This window comes from Mycobacterium sp. IDUB_24, assembly GCF_055419385.1.
The window spans coordinates 348,224-370,033 of the sequence record NZ_JBVAXO010000002.1; the positions used below are offsets into that span (position 1 = coordinate 348,224).

General features: G+C 63.2%; 12 protein-coding genes. 8 read left to right on the forward strand and 4 right to left on the reverse strand.

The annotated features are described in order from the left end of the window. Positions 1–8 precede the first annotated feature (8 nt). Positions 9–926, reverse strand: a complete 918-nt coding sequence (locus ACZYZF_RS09405; RefSeq protein WP_463835414.1) for a hypothetical protein — start codon at positions 924–926, stop codon at positions 9–11. Positions 927–1,168: 242 nt separating this feature from the next. After that, positions 1,169–2,749 carry a serine/threonine-protein kinase gene (locus ACZYZF_RS09410; RefSeq protein ID WP_463835415.1) on the reverse strand — a complete coding sequence of 527 codons (1,581 nt, stop codon included), beginning with the start codon at positions 2,747–2,749 and terminating at the stop codon, positions 1,169–1,171. Positions 2,750–2,877: 128 nt separating this feature from the next. Here ACZYZF_RS09410 and ACZYZF_RS09415 point away from each other — a divergent pair, with 128 nt between their 5' ends. Beyond that, on the forward strand, positions 2,878–3,831 hold the full coding sequence (locus ACZYZF_RS09415; RefSeq protein ID WP_463835416.1) for a hypothetical protein: 954 nt from the start codon (positions 2,878–2,880) through the stop codon (positions 3,829–3,831). Between the two features lie 3 nt (positions 3,832–3,834). On the opposite strand, the gene ACZYZF_RS09420 is transcribed toward ACZYZF_RS09415, so the two are convergent. Beyond that, positions 3,835–4,311 (reverse strand): hypothetical protein, encoded by a 477-nt coding sequence (locus ACZYZF_RS09420; protein ID WP_463835417.1) that lies wholly within the window; start codon positions 4,309–4,311, stop codon positions 3,835–3,837. 90 nt (positions 4,312–4,401) lie between these two features. Between ACZYZF_RS09420 and ACZYZF_RS09425 the strand changes: the two genes are divergently transcribed. The 4 genes from ACZYZF_RS09425 (at position 4,402) to ACZYZF_RS09440 (ending at position 8,174) form a co-directional block, all read left to right on the forward strand. Then, positions 4,402–5,148, forward strand: a complete 747-nt coding sequence (locus tag ACZYZF_RS09425) for a Mut7-C RNAse domain-containing protein (protein ID WP_463835418.1) — start codon at positions 4,402–4,404, stop codon at positions 5,146–5,148. Positions 5,149–5,254: 106 nt separating this feature from the next. Beyond that, positions 5,255–5,695 (forward strand): NAD(+)--rifampin ADP-ribosyltransferase, encoded by a 441-nt coding sequence (arr, locus tag ACZYZF_RS09430; RefSeq protein ID WP_463835865.1) that lies wholly within the window; start codon positions 5,255–5,257, stop codon positions 5,693–5,695. A gap of 204 nt (positions 5,696–5,899) precedes the next feature. Next, positions 5,900–7,318: an SDR family NAD(P)-dependent oxidoreductase gene (locus ACZYZF_RS09435; protein WP_463835420.1), complete on the forward strand. Its 1,419-nt coding sequence runs from the start codon at positions 5,900–5,902 to the stop codon at positions 7,316–7,318. 292 nt (positions 7,319–7,610) lie between these two features. Next, on the forward strand, positions 7,611–8,174 hold the full coding sequence (locus ACZYZF_RS09440; RefSeq protein WP_463835421.1) for a DUF3298 domain-containing protein: 564 nt from the start codon (positions 7,611–7,613) through the stop codon (positions 8,172–8,174). Between the two features lie 28 nt (positions 8,175–8,202). Here the strand turns inward: ACZYZF_RS09440 and ACZYZF_RS09445 are convergent, their stop codons facing one another. Beyond that, complete coding sequence (locus ACZYZF_RS09445; RefSeq protein ID WP_463835422.1) at positions 8,203–9,492, reverse strand: DUF2786 domain-containing protein; 1,290 nt, start codon at positions 9,490–9,492, stop codon at positions 8,203–8,205. A gap of 911 nt (positions 9,493–10,403) precedes the next feature. Here ACZYZF_RS09445 and ACZYZF_RS09450 point away from each other — a divergent pair. The 3 genes from ACZYZF_RS09450 (at position 10,404) to ACZYZF_RS09460 (ending at position 21,800) form a co-directional block, all read left to right on the forward strand. Continuing rightward, positions 10,404–13,490, forward strand: coding sequence for a DEAD/DEAH box helicase (locus ACZYZF_RS09450; RefSeq protein WP_463835423.1), 3,087 nt, complete (start codon positions 10,404–10,406; stop codon positions 13,488–13,490). A gap of 214 nt (positions 13,491–13,704) precedes the next feature. Continuing rightward, positions 13,705–17,088, forward strand: a complete 3,384-nt coding sequence (locus ACZYZF_RS09455) for a hypothetical protein (protein WP_463835424.1) — start codon at positions 13,705–13,707, stop codon at positions 17,086–17,088. Beyond that, entirely contained in the window at positions 17,088–21,800 is a 4,713-nt protein-coding gene (locus tag ACZYZF_RS09460; RefSeq protein ID WP_463835426.1) for a DEAD/DEAH box helicase, read from the forward strand. The genes ACZYZF_RS09455 and ACZYZF_RS09460 overlap by 1 nt, the downstream gene beginning before the upstream one ends. Positions 21,801–21,810: the final 10 nt, after the last annotated feature.

Here is a 21,810-nt window from a genome sequence, read left to right on the forward strand (position 1 = left end):
AGCGTGGTTTACCGCTGGCAGAGCTGCACCATCTGCGTATCCGCGTCGACCAATCGTTGAACAGTGTTGAGGTAAAACATTTTTTGGATACCGATGCTCTCGTTGGAGAGTCCCGGGGTGCGGGCTTGTTCGACAACGTCGACTACCTCGGCCGAAAGGTCACTGACCTGTTGCAGATGTCGGCGGACGGCCGGATCATCGACCCGGTCGGCGTAGCGGCTCAATTGAGTTGACCATCCTCGGTACTCCGATAGATCTGGCCCGCCGGGGCCGATCCTGCTGGAATCGAGAAGCTCTCGGTGGTCGCTGATGTAGCGAGCCGCACCGATGGCGGTTCGGCAGTCGCGGCCGGAAACCTGGCTCAGCATGCCGAAAGTCAGCCCGGCCGCGACAGCCAGCAGGAGGACCAGACCGGCTCGAAGCCAGCGCTGGCGGGTTGTGGGCGACGCCGCAGGTGCCACGGTTTGCGCGACCGCAGCGGCAACCTCCGGATCGGCGTCGGCCGCGGCGCGTAACCGTGCCAGATGCGGCTCACGGCGACGCCGGACCCATGCCGGCCATACCTGACCGACCACCAACATCACGGCGATAGCCAGGTAGAGCAGGGCGAGTCGCGGTTGGTCCGCGAAGAATTCGAGGACCGGGAGCGCAATCGCGAATAGCCCGATGAGCACCCAGCTGAGACGGCGACGTGCCGGGGTGACCCGATCCCGATATGCACGGGTGAGATCAATGGCGCGGACGGCTGCGGTCAGCACGGCCGGGTCAGTGGGTATCGGTTCGCTTCGCAGCGCCCGGGCCACAGCGGAACGCTGCGCGGCGGTGAGCCCTTTCAACACGGTGGCGTACGTGTTCACGACCGGCTGCGTGATCATTGTGACCGGGATGGCAGCGAGCAGTCCGAATGCGGCCAGTCCGACGGCCACAACCCAGCCCGGCCAGGATGTCCACCAATGGTATTGCGGGTGAACCACTGCCCACCCGAACAACAAGAACCACATCGTCATCCACACCGATATGAACAGCCAACGAGCCCACCGCGGTGCGGTGTTGTACCAAACCCACAACGGACGAGGTCCTTTCGACGGATGGCGCTGCGTTCAGCTCACTCTCTGCGATTGTGACATCGCTATGTGGGGGCCGACGGCGCCAATTTTCCGCTACCAGGTCAATTGAACGCGGTGCTGCCGGCCACGGCGTGCGTCGTGCTGATGAGCTTCGCGTAGCAGTGATTCCGATCGAAACCGTGGTCGCTGCACCAGGCCAACGCCCCACTCGCGGTGGGATAGGTGATCGGAGCGATGGTGACCCAGAAGTTGGGCGCGTCGAACGTCGACCAATCACCGGACCACAGGAGCTTGGCGCCGTACTCCTGGCGCAGCCGCAGATGCTCTTCCAACGTCAACTCGTTGTCCCACACCACACCTTGGTCGACGACGCCCGGCCGTTTGGAACTCAATTGCGGCACCCATCGATCGGAACCCTGGGTGCTCACGACCGTGTGGTCACCCAGTGAGATCTGGCGTAGCTGTGTCGAACTCGACGCTTCGGGGTTGCGGGTTGCCGTCGGCGTGTACGACGGCGTGGGAGCCGTCGTCGGCGCCGGCACCGTCTTGTACACGGTCGGCCCAGCGACGGTCACGCCCGTCGGCGGTGCGAGCGCCGACGTCTGTGCCGATGACGAGTCGACTGTTGCAGAGTTTTTCGACAGGAGCAGACCGATGACCAGCCCGACCCCACCGAGGAGGAGCGCGGCTACCAGAACGACGGCCGCCAGCGGCACCAAGGATTGCCGTGGAGGCGGTCCGGGCTCAGCGGCGCCGGGCGCGATGTGCGCGACGACCGGCGGTGCGGTGAGCAGCTGCGGTGAAACATATGGCGCCATCATGGTTTCGGCGCTGGCGGCGACCCTCTCGTCAGTGGTGTGCAACGCCCGTTGCGCGGCGCGCCCCAATGCGCCGGCGCTGCCGTAACGGTCGTCGGGCTCCTTGGCCATGCCGCGCGCGATAACAGTATCCAGGGACGTCGGGATTCCCGAGTGGGCCGTACTGGGTCGCGGCGGCGGGGTCGTCAGATGCGCCGCGATCAGCTGTTCGTTGCTATGGGCCGGGAACGGTGCGTCGGCGGTCAGCGCCTCGTAGAGCACGCAGGCCAGCGAGTAGATGTCGGCGGCGGGCGAGCACGGCTCGTCGCCGAACCGTTCCGGGGCCATATAGCTGAACGAGCCGATCCGCGTGTCTGCCTGGGTGAGGCTCGAATCGCCTTGGGCCTGAGCGATACCGAAGTCCAGCAGATAGGCGAAGTCCGCAGAGGTGACGATGATGTTCTGCGGCTTGACATCCCGGTGGATCAGCCCGCGCGCGTGCGCGGCGTCCAGTGCGGAGGCGATCTGTTCGACGATGGATACCGCGCGGCGCGGCTCGAGCGGGCCGCTGTTGATGAGGTCGTGCAGGGTCTGCCCGCGGACCAGGCGCATGTCGATGCAGAGGTTGCCGTCGATCTCGCCCCAGTCGTGAATCGGCACGACGTGGGGTTCCTCCAAGCTCGCCGCCGCCTGCGACTCGCGCAGGAACCGGGTTCGGAACTGCTCATCGTGGGCAAACTCCGCGCGCAGAATCTTCAGGGCAACGGTCCGGCCCTTGTCGGTGTCGACAGCCTCGTAGACCTCGCCCATGCCACCACGGCCGAGCAGCGCGGTCAGCTCATACTTGCCGAACCGGCTCCCCACGCCCGGGTTGTTCTCGACCATCCTGTGCCTCCTCGACTGGCGAACAGGCGAACGTAACGCGGGGTGCCGACAAGTTTATTCGCCTTTGCCGGTTCCGTAGGGCGAATTGGCGCGTCGCCGGTGCCGGCACCGGCCGTAGGCTCATGAGCATGCGATTCGCACCCGTTGGCGCCGCACTGCTTGTCGCGGTGATGGTCGGCGTGAGTGGCTGCACCGGCGCGCCCGACCGTGAACAGGAAGCACTCGACATCAAGCACCGCATCGCGGCGATGCCGGGTGTGTCCGAGGTCGACCTGATCTATGACAACGGCATCCTCGAGGGCACTCGGTTCGAACTCAGTGTTGACATGGAGCAGGCCAGCGATCAGCAGGTCGGAGCGGTGACCTCCCAGCTCGACGAGCTACGCGGCAAAGACTTCGCGAAGTTCGACCAGCGGATGAAGATCATTGTGGCCGAACAGACTTCGATTTCCGGAAGCGCCGATCTGCCCGATGACGTCGAGCAGGTGACCGGACTGGTGCGTCGCCTTCGGGCCGAGGCCCCGGCCGGGGAGATCCAGTGGTTCAGCGGCGCCGCGCCCGATGCATCGAAGGTAGAGATCCGGGAGGCCGAAAAACCAGGTGCCGCGGTCGATGCCATCCTGCGTATCTTCGCCGACCGGCCGCCGGGTGGTATCGAAGTCTCTGCCGCCAACCGGGTCGCCGATCCGCACTGGATGATCTTCACCCGGTTGTCCCCGGTGGAAAAGCAGCGTATCGACGGGCAACTGGCTGCAGCGGCGCCGGCCCAACCGGGCTGGATCAGCGTCCGCGACGGGCGGGTTGAGCATCTGACCTTCGGCGTGCCGACGCGGGCGACTGCCTATGACGACATCGTGCGGACCATCCACGCGATCGAGGCCGGCCCCGAGCATCCTGTCAGCCTCACCTGGCGCTGGAACGGTGACCGCGCCCGTTTCGACGAGCCACGCTGGGCGGGCAGCGCGATGATCGGCAAATGCGAGTACGTCAACGGCGACCGCACCAAGTCCGAACTGCTCGTGCCCGATGCGTCGGCGCTGCAACAGCGCATCCGAGACGAGTTCGACACCTGCCTCAAGTGACGGCTAATCGCGGGACAGCTTGATCGCGGCGAGGTGCGCTCGGTCGACCGCGTCGGCGAACTCCTCCAGTGTGGGGATGCGTGGGTCGCGGAACGTCAACCCCATCATCCGCTGGGCGCGTTTGACGCCATAGGACTCGGCACAGCGGTGAAACAGATCCGCCACGGTCGCGGGGTCGTGAATGAGCTCGCCGCGCATCGACGTTGACTGCCCGTCGTGCAGAACTTCGGCCGTGGCGCCGTCACGGAAGTTGTACTTCCATGCCGCGTCGGTCAGCGCATAGAGAGTGTTGTCGATGACGTGTGCGCTCAACGGAATTGCATACTGCCGTCCGGTCTTTCGGCCGCGCACCGTCAGCACCATGAACTGCTTGCGTGCGGAGCCGGCGAACGGCGTGCGCAACATGAACCGCAGGGCCGGATTGACGACGCGCAGCATCGCCTTCGGCGGGTGGGCCACGGTGACCATGGGCTCTGTCATGTCCTCACGCTATGCCGATTGTTCGAGGTTGCCCAGGTTGTCGAGGCAATGTTCATTGCCCGCAGCGAGTCCGCGCGTCACTATGGCGATATGGCCGGTTTCGTGACGGTCCGGGCATACGCCGAGCTCAACGACTTCGTGGAAGCCGGCTCGCGCGGCCGGACCGTGCACCGTCCCTGCCAGAGCCATCAGACCGTCAAGGATGTCCTCGAAGCCATGGGCATTCCGCACACCGAGATCGACCTGATCCTGGTGAACGGGGACCCGGTGGGCTTCGAGCACCGACCGGCTGCGGGGGACCGCATCGCGGTGTACCCGATGTTCGAGGCGCTCGATATCGAGTCGACGGTCCGGCTACGGCCCGAGCCGCTGCGTGAGCCGCGGTTCGTGATCGACGTCAATCTTGGTCGCCTGGCGCGGCTGCTCCGGGTGCTCGGGTTCGACGTCTGGTGGTCGAACGACGCCGACGATCACAGCCTGGCCGACATCAGCCTGGAGCAACAGCGGATCCTGCTGACCCGCGACCGGGGCCTGTTGAAACGTCGGGCGATCACGCATGGCTTGTTCGTCCACTCCGAGCAACCGGAGGAACAGACGCTGGAGGTGATTCGGCGGCTGGACCTGAGACGGCGGGTGGCGCCGTTCACTCGGTGCGTGCGGTGCAACGGGGTATTGGCCGCGGTGACGAAGGATGAGGTGTGCGACCGCCTTGAGCCGTTGACCCGCCGTCATTACAACGACTTCGTCCGCTGCGAAGATTGCGGACAGATCTATTGGCCCGGAACACATTTCACGAGACTGTCCAGTTTCGTCGACGGTCTGCTCGATCAACTCTGAGAGGTAGCCGGCGCTGCGGATCTGTTCCCATTCTCAATATACGGCCGGGGGTGGGGCTTGTGGCAAGGCCCCTGTCGTGCTGCACAATCTGTCGGTCCGTGACCAGATGGGGGAGATTGTGACGAGTACGCCGAAACCGTTTGAAGTGCACGAGTCGGGTGCGCTGCTGCACGGCACCAAGGCTGACCTGGCGGTGGGTGATCGCCTGGTGCCCGGACGCGAATCGAATTACGAAGCGGGCCGGATCATGAACCACGTGTACGTCACCCGCACGTTGGATGCCGCGGTGTGGGGCGCCGAGATGGCCGTCGGTGAGGGGCGGGGCCGCATCTACATCGTCGAACCCGAGGGTGCGCTGGAGGACGATCCGAACGTCACCGACAAGAAGCTTCCCGGCAACCCGACCCGCTCCTACCGAACCCGTGAGCCGGTGCGAATCGTCGGGGAGATCGCCGACTGGGTGGGCCATTCACCCGAGCAGTTGCAAGGCATGCGGGACACCTTGGCCGATCTTCGGCGGCGGGGGCTCGACGTCATCTACGACTGATATCTGGGGCTCACCGTTTTGCCGGCGGTTCCGCTCCTATGTCCCGTGCGGGGCGCTGTGACGAACGTGCAGCTTTTCCGGCCAGACCTGCACACATCACGTGGAAAACCTGCACGTTCGCCGCAACACCGCACCCACCACCTCTACCTGTAGGCCCGTTCGCTCGATAGCGGGTTTTGGCCCCAACCCCCGTACCCTTCGATGGTGACCGCGATCGATCCCGACCAGCTCAGCACGTGCCTGCGGGTGCTTTCCGAAGTGGAGGCGCTGCCTCCAGAGCATCCCGATGCCGTTGCTGTGCGCCAGGCCACCGCGAAGCTGTTCAAGGCGGTGAAGAAGGCCCGTCGGGACGCCAGACGTGACGCGATCGCGACCGCGGACCGCGCCGTCATCGCGGCCACCGCTACCGGTGCACCCGGACGGATCGACGACGAGACGCAAGGTCTGCCGCTGGTGTCCACTGCGGTCGGGGCCAGTGCGGGCACGCTGTTGCGCTCGCGGGCCTGCTACATCTGCAAGAACCACCACACCGTGGTCGACGCCTTCTACCACCAGCTTTGTCCGGAATGCGCCGCGGTCAACCGAGCCAAGCGCGATGCCCGCACCGACCTGACCGGGCGCAGTGCCCTGCTCACCGGTGGGCGCGCCAAGATCGGCATGTACATCGCGCTGCGGCTGTTGCGCGACGGCGCTTTTACGACCATTACGACGCGGTTCCCCAACGACGCGGTGCGCCGCTTCGCCGCGATGGAGGACAGCGCCGACTGGCTGCACCGGTTGCGAGTGGTCGGGATCGACCTGCGTGACCCGGCTCAGGTGGTCGCCCTGGCCGACGAGGTGGCCGCGCAGGGGCCGCTGGACATTCTGATCAACAACGCCGCGCAGACGGTGCGCCGCCCGCCGGGCTCGTATGCCGCCCTGGTCGAGGCCGAGCGCACCCCGCCACCGGCGCTGGTGGACGTGGTCACCTTCGACCACGTCAGTGACGCCCATCCCCACGCCCTGGCCGGGAGCCTCGGCGAGCACCCATCAGCGCACGCCCTGACTGAGCTGGCGCTGACCGCGCGCAGCGCCTCGCCCGAGCGGATCTCCGCCGGGACTGCCATCGACGCCGGTGGGCTGCTGCCCGACACCGCGTCGGTCAACAGCTGGACCCAACGCGTGCACGAGGTCGACGCGATGGAGCTCCTCGAGGTGCAGCTGTGCAATCAGACCGCACCCTTCATTCTGGTGAGCCGGCTGCGCCCGGCGCTGGCCGCATCGTCGGCCCGGCGTAAGTACGTGGTGAACGTGTCGGCGATGGAAGGCCAGTTCGGCCGCGGCTACAAGGGGCCCGGGCACCCGCACACCAACATGGCCAAGGCCGCGCTGAACATGCTGACCCGCACGAGTGCGGGGGAGATGCTCGAGCAGGATGGGATTCTCATGACCGCGGTCGACACCGGCTGGATCACCGACGAGCGCCCCCATCCGACCAAGCTCCGGCTGGCCGAGGAAGGCTTCCACGCACCGCTTGATCTGGTGGATGGTGCTGCGCGCGTGTACGACCCGATTGTGCGAGGGGAACTGGGCGAGGACCTCTACGGGTGCTTCTTGAAGGATTACTCGCCGGCTAGTTGGTAGGGGCTTCGGGACCGAGGTGCGAACGGGCATCAATCAGCTTTGGCAGCACGGGGGTAATCGCCGCATGACTGACCAGTCCGTAGTCGCGCGGTGGCGCGTCGGGTTCATCGCCCGAGCAGTCTGCGTGCTTACGGCGGGTCTCGCGTTGGTCGGGGTGGGTTCGGATTCGCGGGCTTTCGCCGATCCGTCCCCGGGGGCAGATTCGCTCGCGTTCTGCGAAGGCAACGGCGGAACTTGGGATCAGGCCGGTGGCGTATGCACGCTCAGGGTCACCAATGCACACCAGATCGCTGTGCAACTGTCCGCCAAATACCCCGAGGACCTGCTGAACGACCAGACCGCGGGACCACCGGTCAAAGAATTTGTGCGCGATTTCTTCACGAGGTTCGGCCACCCGGACGACGGCCTGGTCCGAGATGGACAGGCGAGTTTGACCTACCAGACATTCGAACATGCGCCAGGAATCCGGTCCGTTGTGTTCAGCATCGTCTGGTACCTCGGCGGCGCGCACCCGAACGATGAGATCACCACCTTCACCTTCGACTTGCAGCGCGGCAAGCAGCTCGCCCTCGCCGACTTGTTCTGTCGGGACATCGACCCGCTCACCGCTCTGCCCCCGCTGGCGCGTCCGCACGTGAAAAGTGCAGTGACCCAAGATATTGACATCGCCCAGTTCGATCCCGGGCACCGATACAACTACACCGACGATTACCGCGCGTGGTACCTCGACGGGCCCGACCTCGTGCTGGTCATGCCAGCCGCGCGCTCCGGTCCTGCGCGGGCCGGCCTATGGCAGCCGCATATTCCGTTGGCGGAGTTAAATTCCATCCTGCGCGGAGGCAGTTGTGCGGTTTGAGGTGTCGCCAAGAAGCGCTCAAGACCCGTCACCCCGCGATCGGGCGACGCACCTCCAGCTGCGCAAGGTCTGCTGCAATACGTCCGGCCGTCCATCCAGCACCGCTGGAGGCCAACATTTCACGGGGGACAGTCGCTGGGAAGAGCCGGTTGGTGAGGTCATCGGTGGCCTGGCTGCGCGCTGCCAGTACCGGAAGCAGCGTGCTGCGATCCACTTCGGTGGCAACTGTCGCGGAGGTGGCGGTGAGGCGTTCACCGATGCGGTTGGCGTAGGAGAGCAGAAACGATTGGCGAAACGAGCGTGTCCGGGTCTGTCCGCCGCTGGTTTCTCGGCCCGCGCGCAGCATCGCCCGGGTGGCCTGGACCAATAGCGAAGTAGCAAGCAGTTCAACGAATTCCAGGTCGCACTCGGCCCCGATGACGGCGACGAACCCGATCTTCTCCGCGCACACCATGCGGCACCGGTTGGCCGTTGCCACGGACTGCACCAGTGCCGCCTTGGCGCTGACGTAGGGGTTGTCGATCCAGATCCGCCGAGCGATGGCATCCGCTACGCGGCCACGCTCGTGGTCTCGAATCGCGTGGTGCAACGAGTATCTGCTCATCAGTTCTTGCGCCTTGGCCGAAAGCGCTTCCGCTTCTTCGGGAAACTTGGTGGCCTCTGCCTTGGCGAGTAGTCCGCGCACGCGGCTGAGCGCTTTCGCGTCGGCCGTGTTCACCGGGACCGTCGAGTGCTGGTGCTCACCGGGCAACGGCAGAAAGGGTTCCAGGATCGTAAGGGTTGCCAGTAGCCGCAGTACCTTCAGTACGACCGTCAACGCTCCGTGACGGTCGACGGCATTCGTGTTCGCCCAGTCCCACATCTGCGGAGCGCCGTGATCGATGTCCACGTGCAACGCGGCGAGCTCGGCGCGCCATCGCGGGTGTAGTGCGGTGACGGGATAGTGCCGCGACTCGCGAACGATGGCCTCGTCCAGGTAGCCGGTTGCCGCTGCGTCGAGACGGCGACGAGCGAACTCGTGCAGGTCGTTGGGCGACCAACCCACCTGCCACGCTCTGCTGATGGCACCGGCCAAAGTGCCGTCGGCGGCAAGGTCGAGATCGTGTGTCCGGCCTGGGAACTCGTCGAGCAGCTCAGCGGCGTGGAATTCCGCGTCGTGGTCGGGACACATCGCGTAGTTGTACAGCGCCGCGGTGAGGCGGTCGAGCAGGGCGACCCGGTCGTACCCGGGATCGGTGTGCCAGCGTTTCTGGTGGGTCGTTGTGCGCCGGCGGTCCCTCTGCTTGGCGGCGCGCTTTTGGCGGTTGCGGCGGCTCATGTCTGGAGTGTGGTGGAACGGTCTGACAAGTACCGTCTGCTACCGCGCTACGTGCGACATCGGCGGTGCCGTTCCCGCTCATGAGCAGCAGAATCGACGGGTGGACGCCAGGCGCGCCATCGCAGCGGTAGGCCGCTCGTGTTTCGAAGTAACGGCTCGGGTCGTCGGTGTTCCTGTCTATCCTCACGCCATGGACACTGAAGGCCCCGTTGACTCGCTACTCGGCGCGTTGTCCAAGACGCGGATTCCGGCGGAAAATCACCAGTTCATTCGGGAGTTGACTTCCGCCATCGGTATGGCGGACTTCCGTGCGGTCGAGAACACAGATCGTCCGCACGTCATTGCGACGCGGAGCGATGGCTTGCCCGATCTCCACATCCATTACGGATATACGAACGGATTCACCTCCGAAGACGAGATCCTCCGCGCGGTGGGCAGTGGGGTTGGACGTGCACCAAGTTCCCGGAAGGGGACTTGGTATGTCGAGCATCCGATAACCCGGGTGCACCGTGGGAGTGACCGGTCCCGCGATGTTCGTCGCACAGCGGGGTTCTGCAGTTGCGGCATGCAATTGTCGGTGACCGGGGTCTGCGGTAACTGTGACTAGCGACCGGCCTGGCGATGAAGCTTCCGGGTTAGCACTTCGCCGAACATGCGGTTGAGGAGCGTCATGCAACGAGAGCTGCTGTCGGTTCTGTGCCGACTTAGGTGAGGCTGGACGCCGGTCGGCTGACGTGCAGCAGCTTGCCTCATGCAAACATATGGCTGCCGTTTCTGCCTTATCAGCGAGGGCTTTGGCGGCGCTCTATTGAGATCGCGGTTCGGGCGGAAGCAGTTCCTTGACGCTTCCGGCGATGAACTGCAGAACAGAATCTGCGCCCGCTGTCGTCCGGTCGCGCTAACCTCCCGGCGTGGATGTTGGACTATATGAATCCCTGCTCACGGAGCGACTTGCCATCGCCCTGGCGGAGCGTCCCGAGCTGCAGCCAGGGTTCAGCACTGTCGACGATGCCGAGCAAGCGTTGGCCATCGCTCGGCATTTGACACCGCTCATCGAGCGGCAACTGAAGGCTGCGGGTAGTCCCGAGGCGCGAGCGGAGCTGCTTCGCAACATCCTCGAAGTGCTTGGCGATACCGATGCACAGCACGAAGTGTTGCATCAGGACGATCCCGCGAAGATTCTTCGGCTGGACGCCGTGAATCCAACAACCCTAGGCACGGTACGGCTTCCGCGTCCCGCCACTCCTCTGTCCGATGCGGCGCTCATGACGAACGCCCGCAATGAGCCAACGCTGGCGGCAGAACTGCGGACCGAACTGGCCAGCGCCGACCATGTCGACCTGTTGTGCGCGTTCGTCAAGTGGCAGGGTTTGCGGCTGCTGGAGCGCGAGCTGACCGAGCTGCGTCAACGCGGGGTGCTGCTGCGGGTCATCACCACGACATACTTGGGCGCCACCGACGCGCGAGCGCTCGATGCGCTGGTCGACGAGTTCGGCGCCGAGGTCCGCGTCAACTACGAGACCGATCGCACCCGGCTGCACGCCAAGGCATGGCTGCTGCGCCGCAACACGGGCTTTCACACCGCCTATGTCGGGTCGTCCAACCTGTCGCACGCCGCGCTCGTCGACGGACTGGAATGGAATGTGCGGCTGTCGGCGATCTCCACCCCGCACCTGCTGGAAAAGTTCCGTGCGACATTTGACTCCTATTGGGAGAACCGAGAATTCGAACCCTATCGGCCGTCCGAGGACGGTGAGAAGCTGCGCGGCGCATTGGAGATCGCTTCTGGGAGGAAGCAACGCGACCCACTTGCGGTGACGCTGTCCGGCCTGGAGGTGACGGCCAAGCCGTATCAAGCCGAGCTGCTCGAACAACTCGACGCTGAACGGGTGCTGCACGACCGGCACCGCAACTTGATTGTCGCTGCCACCGGGACCGGTAAGACGGTGATCGCCGCATTGGACTATCGCCGGTTGGTGCGTGAGGTGCACGGCCGTGACCTGACGCTGCTGTTCGTCGCGCACCGCAAGGAGATTCTGACTCAGGCTCGCCGGATGTATCAGGAGGTGCTCACTGACGCGACATTCGGGGAACTATTGGTCGACGGGGATCAACCGACTCGCTGGCGGCACGTCTTCGCCAGCATCCAATCATTTTCTGTGGACCGGCTTTCCACCATCGAGCCGGGGCATTTCGACATCGTGGTGATCGATGAGTTCCACCATGCGCAAGCGGCGTCCTATCGCCGACTGCTTGACCACATCGAGCCGCTAGAACTGCTCGGGCTCACCGCCACCCCGGAGCGGGGCGACGGTATTGATGTGCGGGCATTCTTCGGCGGACGGGTCGCCGCGGAGCTGCGGTTGTGGGATGCGCTCGAGCAGAACCTCCTGTGCCCATTCCACTACTTCGGCGTCCATGACGGCACCGACCTGGAGACGCTGCAGTGGAAGCGTGGCGGCTATGACCTGGCCCAGCTGAGCGAGGTCTACACCGGCAACGACGCCCGGACGCGCATCGTGCTCGATCAGTTGCGCGATAAGATCGCCGACGTCGGTGCGATGCGGGCATTGGGATTCTGCGTGGGCGTCGACCATGCCCGCTACATGGCCGAACGGTTTGTGGCCGCGGGGATTCCGGCGCGAGCCGTGGTCGGTCTCGATGACAGCGCCGACCGTCGTGGGGCGTTGGCAGCGTTGCGTGATGGCGAGATCAATGTGGTGTTCACCGTCGATCTGTTCAACGAAGGTCTCGACATTCCCATGGTCGACACGGTGCTGTTTCTGCGCCCCACGGAGAGTGCGACAGTATTTCTACAGCAGTTGGGTCGCGGGCTGCGGTTGGCGCCGCGGAAGTCGGTGTTGACGGCGCTGGACTTCGTGGGGCATCAGCGGAAAGAGTTCCGGTTCGATCAGCGGTTCCGGGCGTTGACCGGACTGGGGCGTAAGCAGCTGGAAAAGCAGATCGAGCAAGGGTTTCCGTTCCTGCCCTCGGGCAGCCAGATCGTGCTCGACGAGGTCGCGCAGAAGCTGGTGCTGGAGAACGTGCGTCAGCAGGTGTCGCCGAAGAAGGCGGCGCTGGTGTCTGAGATTCGGGCGCATCCCAACGATCGGCTGGCGTCCTATCTGGAGGAGTCGGGCCGCGGCATCGAGGACATTCTGCGGACCGATAGGTCGTGGACCACCCTGTGTCGCGACGCCGGGAAGCTGGCGGAGCAGTCCGGTCCGCGGGAGACGGAGTTGGTCAAACGAGTGAAGGCGCTGGTGCACGTGGACGACCGACGACGGGCTGAAGCGTATCGCGCGCTGCTGGCCGGCGGCGGTGCTACCGAGCAGCGGTTGGCGGAAATGCTGTTCTACTCGCTCTTTCCAAACGGTGGTGGATTCGACAGTGCCGCAGCAGGACTCGCCGTGCTTCGGAGCGAAGCGGTAGCGGAGGAGATGCGTCAGGTTGTTGATATCGCCTTTGATGCCGCACATCGCACTACATGTGCGTTGGGTGACGTGGTGCCTAAGTTGGCTGAGGTGCCACTAGCGATGCACGCCACGTACTCACGTGAAGAGATTCTCGCCGGGCTCGGGTGGGTGTCTGACAGGCGGACGCCGGCAACCATGCGGGAAGGGGTGGCGTGGTGCGAGGCGATCAATGCCGACGCGTTCCTGATCACCTTGAAGAAGTCGGACAACGATTACTCGCCGACGACGATGTATCGGGACTTCGCGCTGAGCCCGGACTTGTTCCACTGGGAGTCGCAGTCGACGACGTCCGCGGCATCAAAGACCGGGCAGCGCTACATCAACCACCGTCGCGACGGCTCGCACATTCTGCTGTTCGTGCGGGAGGCCAAGACCAATGCGCTCGGCGCCGCGCCGTACATCTTCTTGGGGCCGGCCGACTACGTGTCGCACGAGGGCGAGCGGCCGATGGCAATCACCTGGCACTTGCGTCAGGCAATGCCGACCGAGGTGTATTTGGCGGCACGAGCTGCGGTGGCGTAGATGCACTCGGCCGCCGCCTCTCCACTGCCGGCAAACGACGCTGTCGCGTAGTGATTGGTTGACGTGTCGCTCCTGCCGGCACCCTTGCTACACGTCGTTGTCCGGGGATTTGTGCAGGCGACGTCAATATTTGCCACGAATCTCTACCCAGGGCATAGATTTGTCGGTGACCTGGCTTACAGTGCTCTCTCAAGAAGCGAGATGGAGGGGCACAGTGTCGGGGACTCAGGCGCTCGTGGACTGGATGAGCGACGCGGAGTACGAGTGGCGGACGCGGCTGCAACCGGTCAACCTCGTCATTGAAACTGACTTCGTTGCCCAGGACATCAGGGAGTTGAAGTCGCGGTACGGATCCCGAACTCAACAGCTGGTCAACCAGGGTTTCACTCGTAGGGAGATGATCAAGAAGTACCCCGCTGCCACCTTGATGATTTTGGTGGGCCACGCCTCCCTGGCGTACGACCATGGAGCGTATTGGGAGAGCTTCTGGCAGGAACTGAATTTGTCGCGGGATCAAGATGTCGAGCGCGCGCTGCGCCTCAGCCTCGACGCAATGCTTCAAAAGTTCTCTCTCGCTAGGGTTCCTGACGTACAAAAGGACCAATCACGTAAGTATGTGATGTTGCTGGCGATGCACGCGGGTGTTCCCGTGCACTGCTTGGGCGACTTGCTGAGGATGCTCAACGAGCACATCGTCAACGGCCGAATGCCGAGCGGCGCGGCAGTCATCGAGTGGCTCCACGAGCCGGGTAAGGAGCACCGCGCGGCAAGTCTCGATGTTCCGGTGCGGAACTTCCTCATGCATGGTGCGGAATTCGCGATCGACATCCTCGATCGGATTATCGAGGTCATTGAGGCGACGACGGCTGACCCTGCCTTGCTTGACGCTGATCTGGACTCTTCGACTACGGGTCTGCCGACCGTTTTGGTTGAGGAACTCCTCAACCAGCTCCGCGAAGAGCCCATCAAGGTGACACAGCGGTCGTCCGTTGTTGGCGCAAGGAGCCGGCCGAGCATCGTCTACAGCGTTCGTGATGACGAGGTCGTGGTTCGTCTGCCGTATCCGAAGGTCGGTGCGGAGTCGCCGTGGCGAGTGTCTTTCGACGGTGAAGTACGGGATGTCTACTGCACCAGGTCTTGGGGCGGCGGCACGGCGGCGACCCAGGTGTCGATACCAGGACCTGCCCGTGAGTTGGTCATGTCTCATGACGCGTCCGGCCAGTCCAGCGTGTTGCCGTTGGTGGCAAAAGCGGACCCACTGCTCACGTTTGCAGAAAAGGGCCAATGGATTCCCCGTCACGATGGATTGATTGACGTCGCGTGGGTGGTCTACCCACAGAGCCATACGTTGATCGATGCGGTAACTGGCACCCCGGTGAGGGAGCGCGACGAGGGCAACCCAGCAGGGTGGCCCGGCTGGCGCAGCGCCTTTGTTGAACTGGGCGGTGTAAGTGCGCTGCAGCTTGAGTCCTTGGGCGAGCGCGTCGGAACACCGCGAGTGGTCCGCAAGGAGGTTCGACCGCGATTTGAGCTGGGCGAGCCTCTCACCGGCGTCTACACCAGTGAAGGTCGTTCCGTCTACGCGGAACGGCCGTGGGTCATGCTGCCGCCTTCGCAAGACGACAGAGGACCGCAGTGGCAGGTTCGCGTGCGGCGAGTCGGAAATGCAGACTGGGCTGTTGTCGGAAATTGGCGAGCCGAAGCTGAGGAAACTTGCGTCGACCCCTTCGACGATGCACCTGAACCGCAGCTTGGCCTGTTCGAAGTTGATGTATCGGGCCCGTTGGGATCCAAGGCGCGCTGTGTCGTGTTTGTGGCCGAAGGCCTATCGGTCGAATACGACGTGAATCTGCGGGTGCCACAAGGCAACGGGCTTACGCCCTGCACAGCTACTGTCGATCCCGACCGGCTGGAACCTTCTGGCCTCACCCGTGTTGAGTTCGGAGAGAAAGACATTGAGCGGGAGTTCGAAGTCGCTGGCGACGGCGGCATGGCTGGATGTCTGATTATTCGCCCGCCTCACATCGCAATACGTACTGGTGAAGTCGGAAAGCCTGCCCCGTGGCGCACCACGGTCGACGTCTGCACTACCGATATGGTCACACAGGGTCGGTTCATTGCAGTTCGAGCCGCGGGCGTCGACCGAGTCTCCTTCAGCTACGTCGCCGCAACCGGTGAGTATGTTCAGGTCGAGACGAGCCCGAAGCATCGGCAGGACGACGTTTACGAACTTGCTCTACAGAAGTTCGCCGATTCGGTAGGTAGTCAGCCGTCCGGCCATTTTGTTGCGACGTTGCAGTCCAACGGGACGAGGCTCGAAGTGGTTGTGTTGGCTGTCAGGCCCCAGGAGTTGGCCACAGCTGTTGAACTGCGCGACGGTGCACTGCATTTCGAGGACGTGGCAGACGTTGCCGACCTCGCTGCCTATGTCTGGTGTTCCACAGCTCCATGGCGGCCGTGCACCACGGTGCCTCTTGAAGGCAACATGGCGCGGCTACCGTCAGACTTGATCGACGCCGGAGAACTCCGCTGCCAGCTCTTTATTGACGACCCGTGGGTGCTGCTCGACGCACCGCCCAAGCCTGCCGACGATTCATTCACAGTCCAGCAGAGTGGTTGGTATTCCTGTGGAAACCACGTTCAGACCGAGCTTTCCCAGTTTCTAGCTGGTGAAGGTCCGGTGCCATTCGAAGCAGGCTCCGTGCCAGAAGTCTGGGCTGCTATCGATTGGCTGAATAACGATGGAGACGCCGTACGCGTCTCGCAACTGACCAGGCTGCTCGCCAGCGACCCGAGGACGGCCCTGAACTGCCTTGGCAACAGCACGATTCCGTTGGACGACAAGATGGCCATGCTCGTGCGCACTGAGCTCGTCAACCGCAGTTACGCGACCGTCGACACCGCAAACGAGCTGCATTCAGACCCGTGGTTCGGTTGCATGATCGAAATGTCGGACCTCCCATCCCTTTACACACGGCGGCACAAAGTCCGATGGGAGCGGGCAGAGACGCTCGGATACCTCACCAACAAGGGTGGGGGCATGCTCATGGCGCTGCTGCAGACAGGCAAGGCCGACGGGCTCAATGAGGGCTGCTTCGACAAGAGTGTTCTCGCGATGAGTGCGATGCCGACCGACCAGGTCGACGCAATTCTGCGGGAGATCGCTTTGGTCCCCGGCCCCTTGTTGCATGCACACACCAGGTTTACCGCCGCGTTCCAGGCGTTCTGCCAGCGCATGGAGTGGTCGGCCGACGGATGGTCGGAGAGTTTCGCTACACAAACATCATTCGTGATTGAGCCGATCAGACGCACGTCGCGGCTGGCGTACGACGCCATCAAGATTCGCAGCGATCGACTGACTGGAATCGATACCGCGGCGAACCCCTGGATGTTGATGTCGTTGCAGTCGTTGACGCTAGCAGTGCTAGCACGACTAGAGGCGCACGGTCGCATCGGCGGGCAGTACCTGAACACAGGGATGCTGTTGGGCTGGACCCGGCTAGCGCAGCTGTGCCCGAACCTGGTGGCGACCGACCTGTTGCTTGCAGAGGCATTAGTCATTCATGACATTCGCGGAAACCTTGTTGGAGAAGATTGATGACAGATCGACTTGACCCGCTCGAAACTGCCAAGCAGATCGAGGGCAGTTACAAGCGCTACCTCAAGACGCTTCTTGCGCCGCGAGACGAGCGGCTCGCCGAGGCATTCGATGCCGAGATCGACGCTACGACGGCGTTGATCAAGGGGCCGATCCTGGAAATGACACCTCCGTACGAAACGGGCGCGACATGCCGGCAGCTGATCGATGAAGGGGTCCTTCATCGGGGATTCAGCAAGGTGGACAGCTCAGCGTTGGGACTCGATCGTCCGTTGTACGTCCATCAAGAGACTGCAGTACGGAAGTTCACCGCCGGTCGAAACCTAGTGGTTAGCACGGGCACTGGATCAGGAAAGACTGAGAGCTTCCTGATCCCGATCATCAACGCCCTGCTCAAAGAATCCGCCGCAGGAACACTGGGCCCCGGTGTTCGAGCGTTGCTGCTGTATCCCATGAATGCACTCGCCAACGATCAGCTCAAGCGCCTCCGTGCCGTTCTTGCGTCGGCGCCTGAGATTACGTTTGGGCGGTACACCGGCGAAGCGGCCGAGGATGCGCGCACCGCTGAAGCCGATTTTCTCCAGACCAATCCCGGTGAGCAGCGCCTGCCCAACGAATTGTTGAGCCGACAGGAAATGCGCGACACGCCACCGCATCTGTTGCTGACCAACTACGCGATGCTGGAGTACCTGCTACTGCGTCCCGCGGACATCGATCTGTTCGACGGACCGCACGCTGGCACGTGGCGCTTCATCGTGATGGACGAGGCGCACGTATACGACGGTGCGCAGGGCTCCGAGGTTGCGTTGCTGATCCGGCGCCTCAAGCAGCGGGTTGCGGCCGGGGCGAACCTCCAGTGCATCGCCACTTCGGCATCCCTGAACGGCTCGGTGCGCAATGACCCGCACGGTGAGGCGATGGAGTTCGCATCGAACCTTTTTGACGCGAAGTTCGAGTACGTTGACGGCGATGTGACCCGCCAGGATCTGGTTGAGCCGGTGCGGAAAAAGCATGTTCCTGTACCGACATGGCGCCTAACCGGTGAGCAGCTCCTGGCGCTGCATCGCGGCGAGCTCAAGCCTATCGATGTAGTGCCGTCCGGTATGGATGTGGCGCAGTCGCTAGCAACCGAACAATCTATGGTCGACTTGAAGGACGCGCTGAGCGGTGGTCCCGTCGACGTGCGCACGCTACGGGAGTGCCTGTGGCCGGAGGACCCTCAATCGGCAGAGAAGCTCGATGCACTCGTTGAACTTGGCAGCGGCGCGCACGACGAAACCGGCCATCCCGTGCTATCTGCCCGGTACCACCTGTTTGTCAGAGCGACTGAGGGTGCATTCGTCAGCTTCGCGGACGAAGGACCGCGCATCTTTCTTGGCAGGCATGAAGTCGACCCGGTGACGGGACGAGCAGTCTTTGAGTTTGGAACTTGCACGCGCTGCGGCGCCGTCCATTTGGCGGGTGACGTTGTTTCGCGTGACCGCAAGGAATACTTCGTCCCGTCCAAGAAAGCCGATTCTTCAGTCAACTGGCTGGTTCTCGCCGATGAGCAAGGTGACGTCGTCATCGATGAGGATGAAGTGACGCTTGCGGGAGCCGACGTCAAGACAAGCAAGTCTGACCCTATGACCCGGCGACTCTGCACGGACTGCGGACTGCTCGCAGATGCGGCCGCGGCCGGCTGCCCATCCGGACAATGCGACGGCCAGATGCTGCTTGTTCGTGAACACCCCCGCGCTACCCGAGTAATGAGCCGCTGCACGGAATGCGGCACGCAGTCCCGGCAAGGTGCCCGACGCCTACGTGCCGACGTCAACGCAGCACCGGCTGTGGTCACTACAGCGCTGTACCAGCAGTTGCCTGAAGCGGTGGGCGAAGCGGCTGACCAGGTTGGCGGCGGCCGAAAGTTGCTGATGTTCTCCGATTCCCGGCAGGCCGCGGCATTTGCGGCTCCCTACCTTGATCGGACGTACACACGGATGCTGGAACGCCGCTATATTACCCAGGCGTTGCGAGACCCGATGGCCAAGGGCGACCTCACAGTCGGAGACCTTGCGCTCCTCGCGCGGGAGAAGGCCGACGCCGCTGGGCATTTCCCCAGAAGCATGGGCAATATCGAAATCACCAAGGCGGTTCATCAATGGATTTCCGGCGAGCTGATGACGCTGGAGACTCGGCAATCGCTCGAAGGCCTCGGACTTCTGAAGGTCGAACTGCAGCGAGACACTCCGATTTCTCTACGCGGGTTCACATCCCTCGGGTTGAGCGAAGAAGAAGCGTGGGCATTGCTCAACGAACTGGTGAAGACGGTCAGATTGCAGGGCGCCATCACCGTTCTTGACCGTGTCGATGTCAAGGACGAACGGTTCGCGCCGCGGAACACGCGAGTGCGCATGCGCTCCACCGGATCTGACCGTGCCAAACAGATCATCAGTTGGAATCCGAGCGGCGGGGGTACGACCAACAGCCGGGTGACGTTTCTCCGGAAGGTTCTTGCAGCGCTGGGCAGTGGCGCCGAACCCGAGAAAGTTCTCGAAGGCTGCTGGAAGACTCTGGATTCCGCCGGGTTCTTTGTCTCCGAGTCGGAGCGCGGGGGCGGGGGATTCGTCTTCCAACTGGATCACCGGAAGCTGGTAGTCAGCAACGGGGCCGACTGCGCTTGGTATCGGTGCGACACCTGCCGGTTGACCACTGCCTTTTCAGTCCGTGGCGTCTGTCCGAATGGCCGCTGCAGCGGCCGGCTTCAACCGTTCGAGTTGCCGGATCCGGACGCGGACGCCAATCACTACCGTGTCGTCTACCAGACGATGAACACTGCACCCCTTGCGGCCAGGGAGCACACTGCGCAGTGGAGAGCTAAGGAAGCTGCGGAGATCCAACGCGAATTCATCAATGGCGCAGTCAATGTGTTGTCATGTTCGACCACGTTCGAGCTGGGTGTCGACGTCGGAGACCTGCAATCGGTGGTCATGCGCAACATGCCACCCAAGACTGCGAACTACGTGCAACGTGCGGGCCGAGCCGGACGTCGCGCGGCGTCGGCAGCGTTGGTGGTGACCTACGCGAACCGATCTGCGCACGATCTGGCGCAGTACCAGGATCCAACTTCGATGATCGCCGGCAAGATGCGCATCCCGTGGGTGCCGGTCGACAATGCACGGATCGCTCGGCGTCATGCCCACTCAATCGCGTTGGCTGCGTACTTCCGTCACTGTCATGACACGCGAGGTGACAAGTGGAAGCATGCGGGACCATTCTTCTTGCCAGAAGACGGTGGTGAAAGTACTCCGGCCAGCCGCGTACGGGACTTTCTGACTCCTGTCCCCGGCAGCGTCTCGGACGCGCTTCGAGCCGCGCTTCCTTCAAGCGTCCTATCGGAGATCGGTGTGGAGGACGGTAGTTGGGTTGAGCCGCTGCTTGAGTTGCTGGATTCAGTGCAGGCGGAGATGCGCCAGGACGTGGCCGACATCGAGACTCGTATTGAAGAGTCGGTGAAGGATCGTAAGTTCGGAATCAGTAAGCGCCTCGAGGAGACAAAGCGAACGATCGTTAGCCGCGAGCTTCTTGGCTACCTGGGTAGCCGGAACATATTGCCCAAGTACGGGTTTCCCGTCGACACGGTGGAACTAAGCACTTTCGGTGCGGCAGACCCAGTAGGCGGCCGCCTAGAGCTTGGCCGTGATCTATCGTTGGCGATCTACGACTATGCGCCGGGGAACCAAGTGGTGGCTGGTGGCCGAGTGTGGACGTCAGCAGGCCTAAAGAAGCGTCCCGGCAAGGAGCTTGTACGTCACAAGTACCGCATTTGCAGCACGTGTGGGCGCTTTGAACGCGGCAGCAACCTGGACCCCACGGTGGTATGCCCCAGCTGCAATGAGCCGTTCAAATCCACTGGAACCCTGATTATTCCGGAGTTCGGGTTCGTCGCTGCCAGCGATACCCAAGACGTAGGCAGTGCGCCCCCTGAACGTCGATGGAACGGGGGAAGCTACATCGAGACGCATGGGGATGAGCTTGGCGTTTACCGGTGGTCGGGCCCAACTGGCCTGAGGATCACGGCGCGTGCTGGAGTCCGTGCGTGGCTCTCTGTTGTGTCCAACGGGGCTGGCGACGGATTCCAGCTCTGCCAATGGTGCGGTTGGGCGACGACCGGCGAGCGGGGAAGCCGCCGTAAGAAACATCAGAAGCCAGAGAATGGTCGTGATTGTGATGGGCCACTGGAGAGGATTTCGCTCGGCCACCGGTACCAATCGGATATCGCAGAGTTCACCTTCGATGGGATTCCATATCAGCGCGATCACGAGTCGAACTGGTTGTCTGCGCTGTACGCGATTCTGGAGGGCGCTTCACAGGCCCTGGAGATCACCCGTGATGACATTGACGGCGCGTTGTCGTGGAGCGCAGATCACCGCCGGAGCATCGTGCTTTTCGATACCGTGCCGGGCGGTGCCGGTTCGGCCAAACGGATCGCCGAAAATATCGGCCTAGTATTGGAATCGGCTCTGAAGCGGGTTAATGATTGTGATTGTGGCGAGGAGACTTCGTGCTACGGATGTCTACGCTCACACCGCAATGGGCGTGACCACCAAGACCTTTCGCGTGCCGCAGCATTGCGGATTTTAGGGGTGGCAGATAGTGGGCGCGACCTCGGGAGCAATGCCGAACTGAGTGTCTCCGCAGTTCGTGACGCGTCACCACCACATCACAAATAGGCTGTGCAGG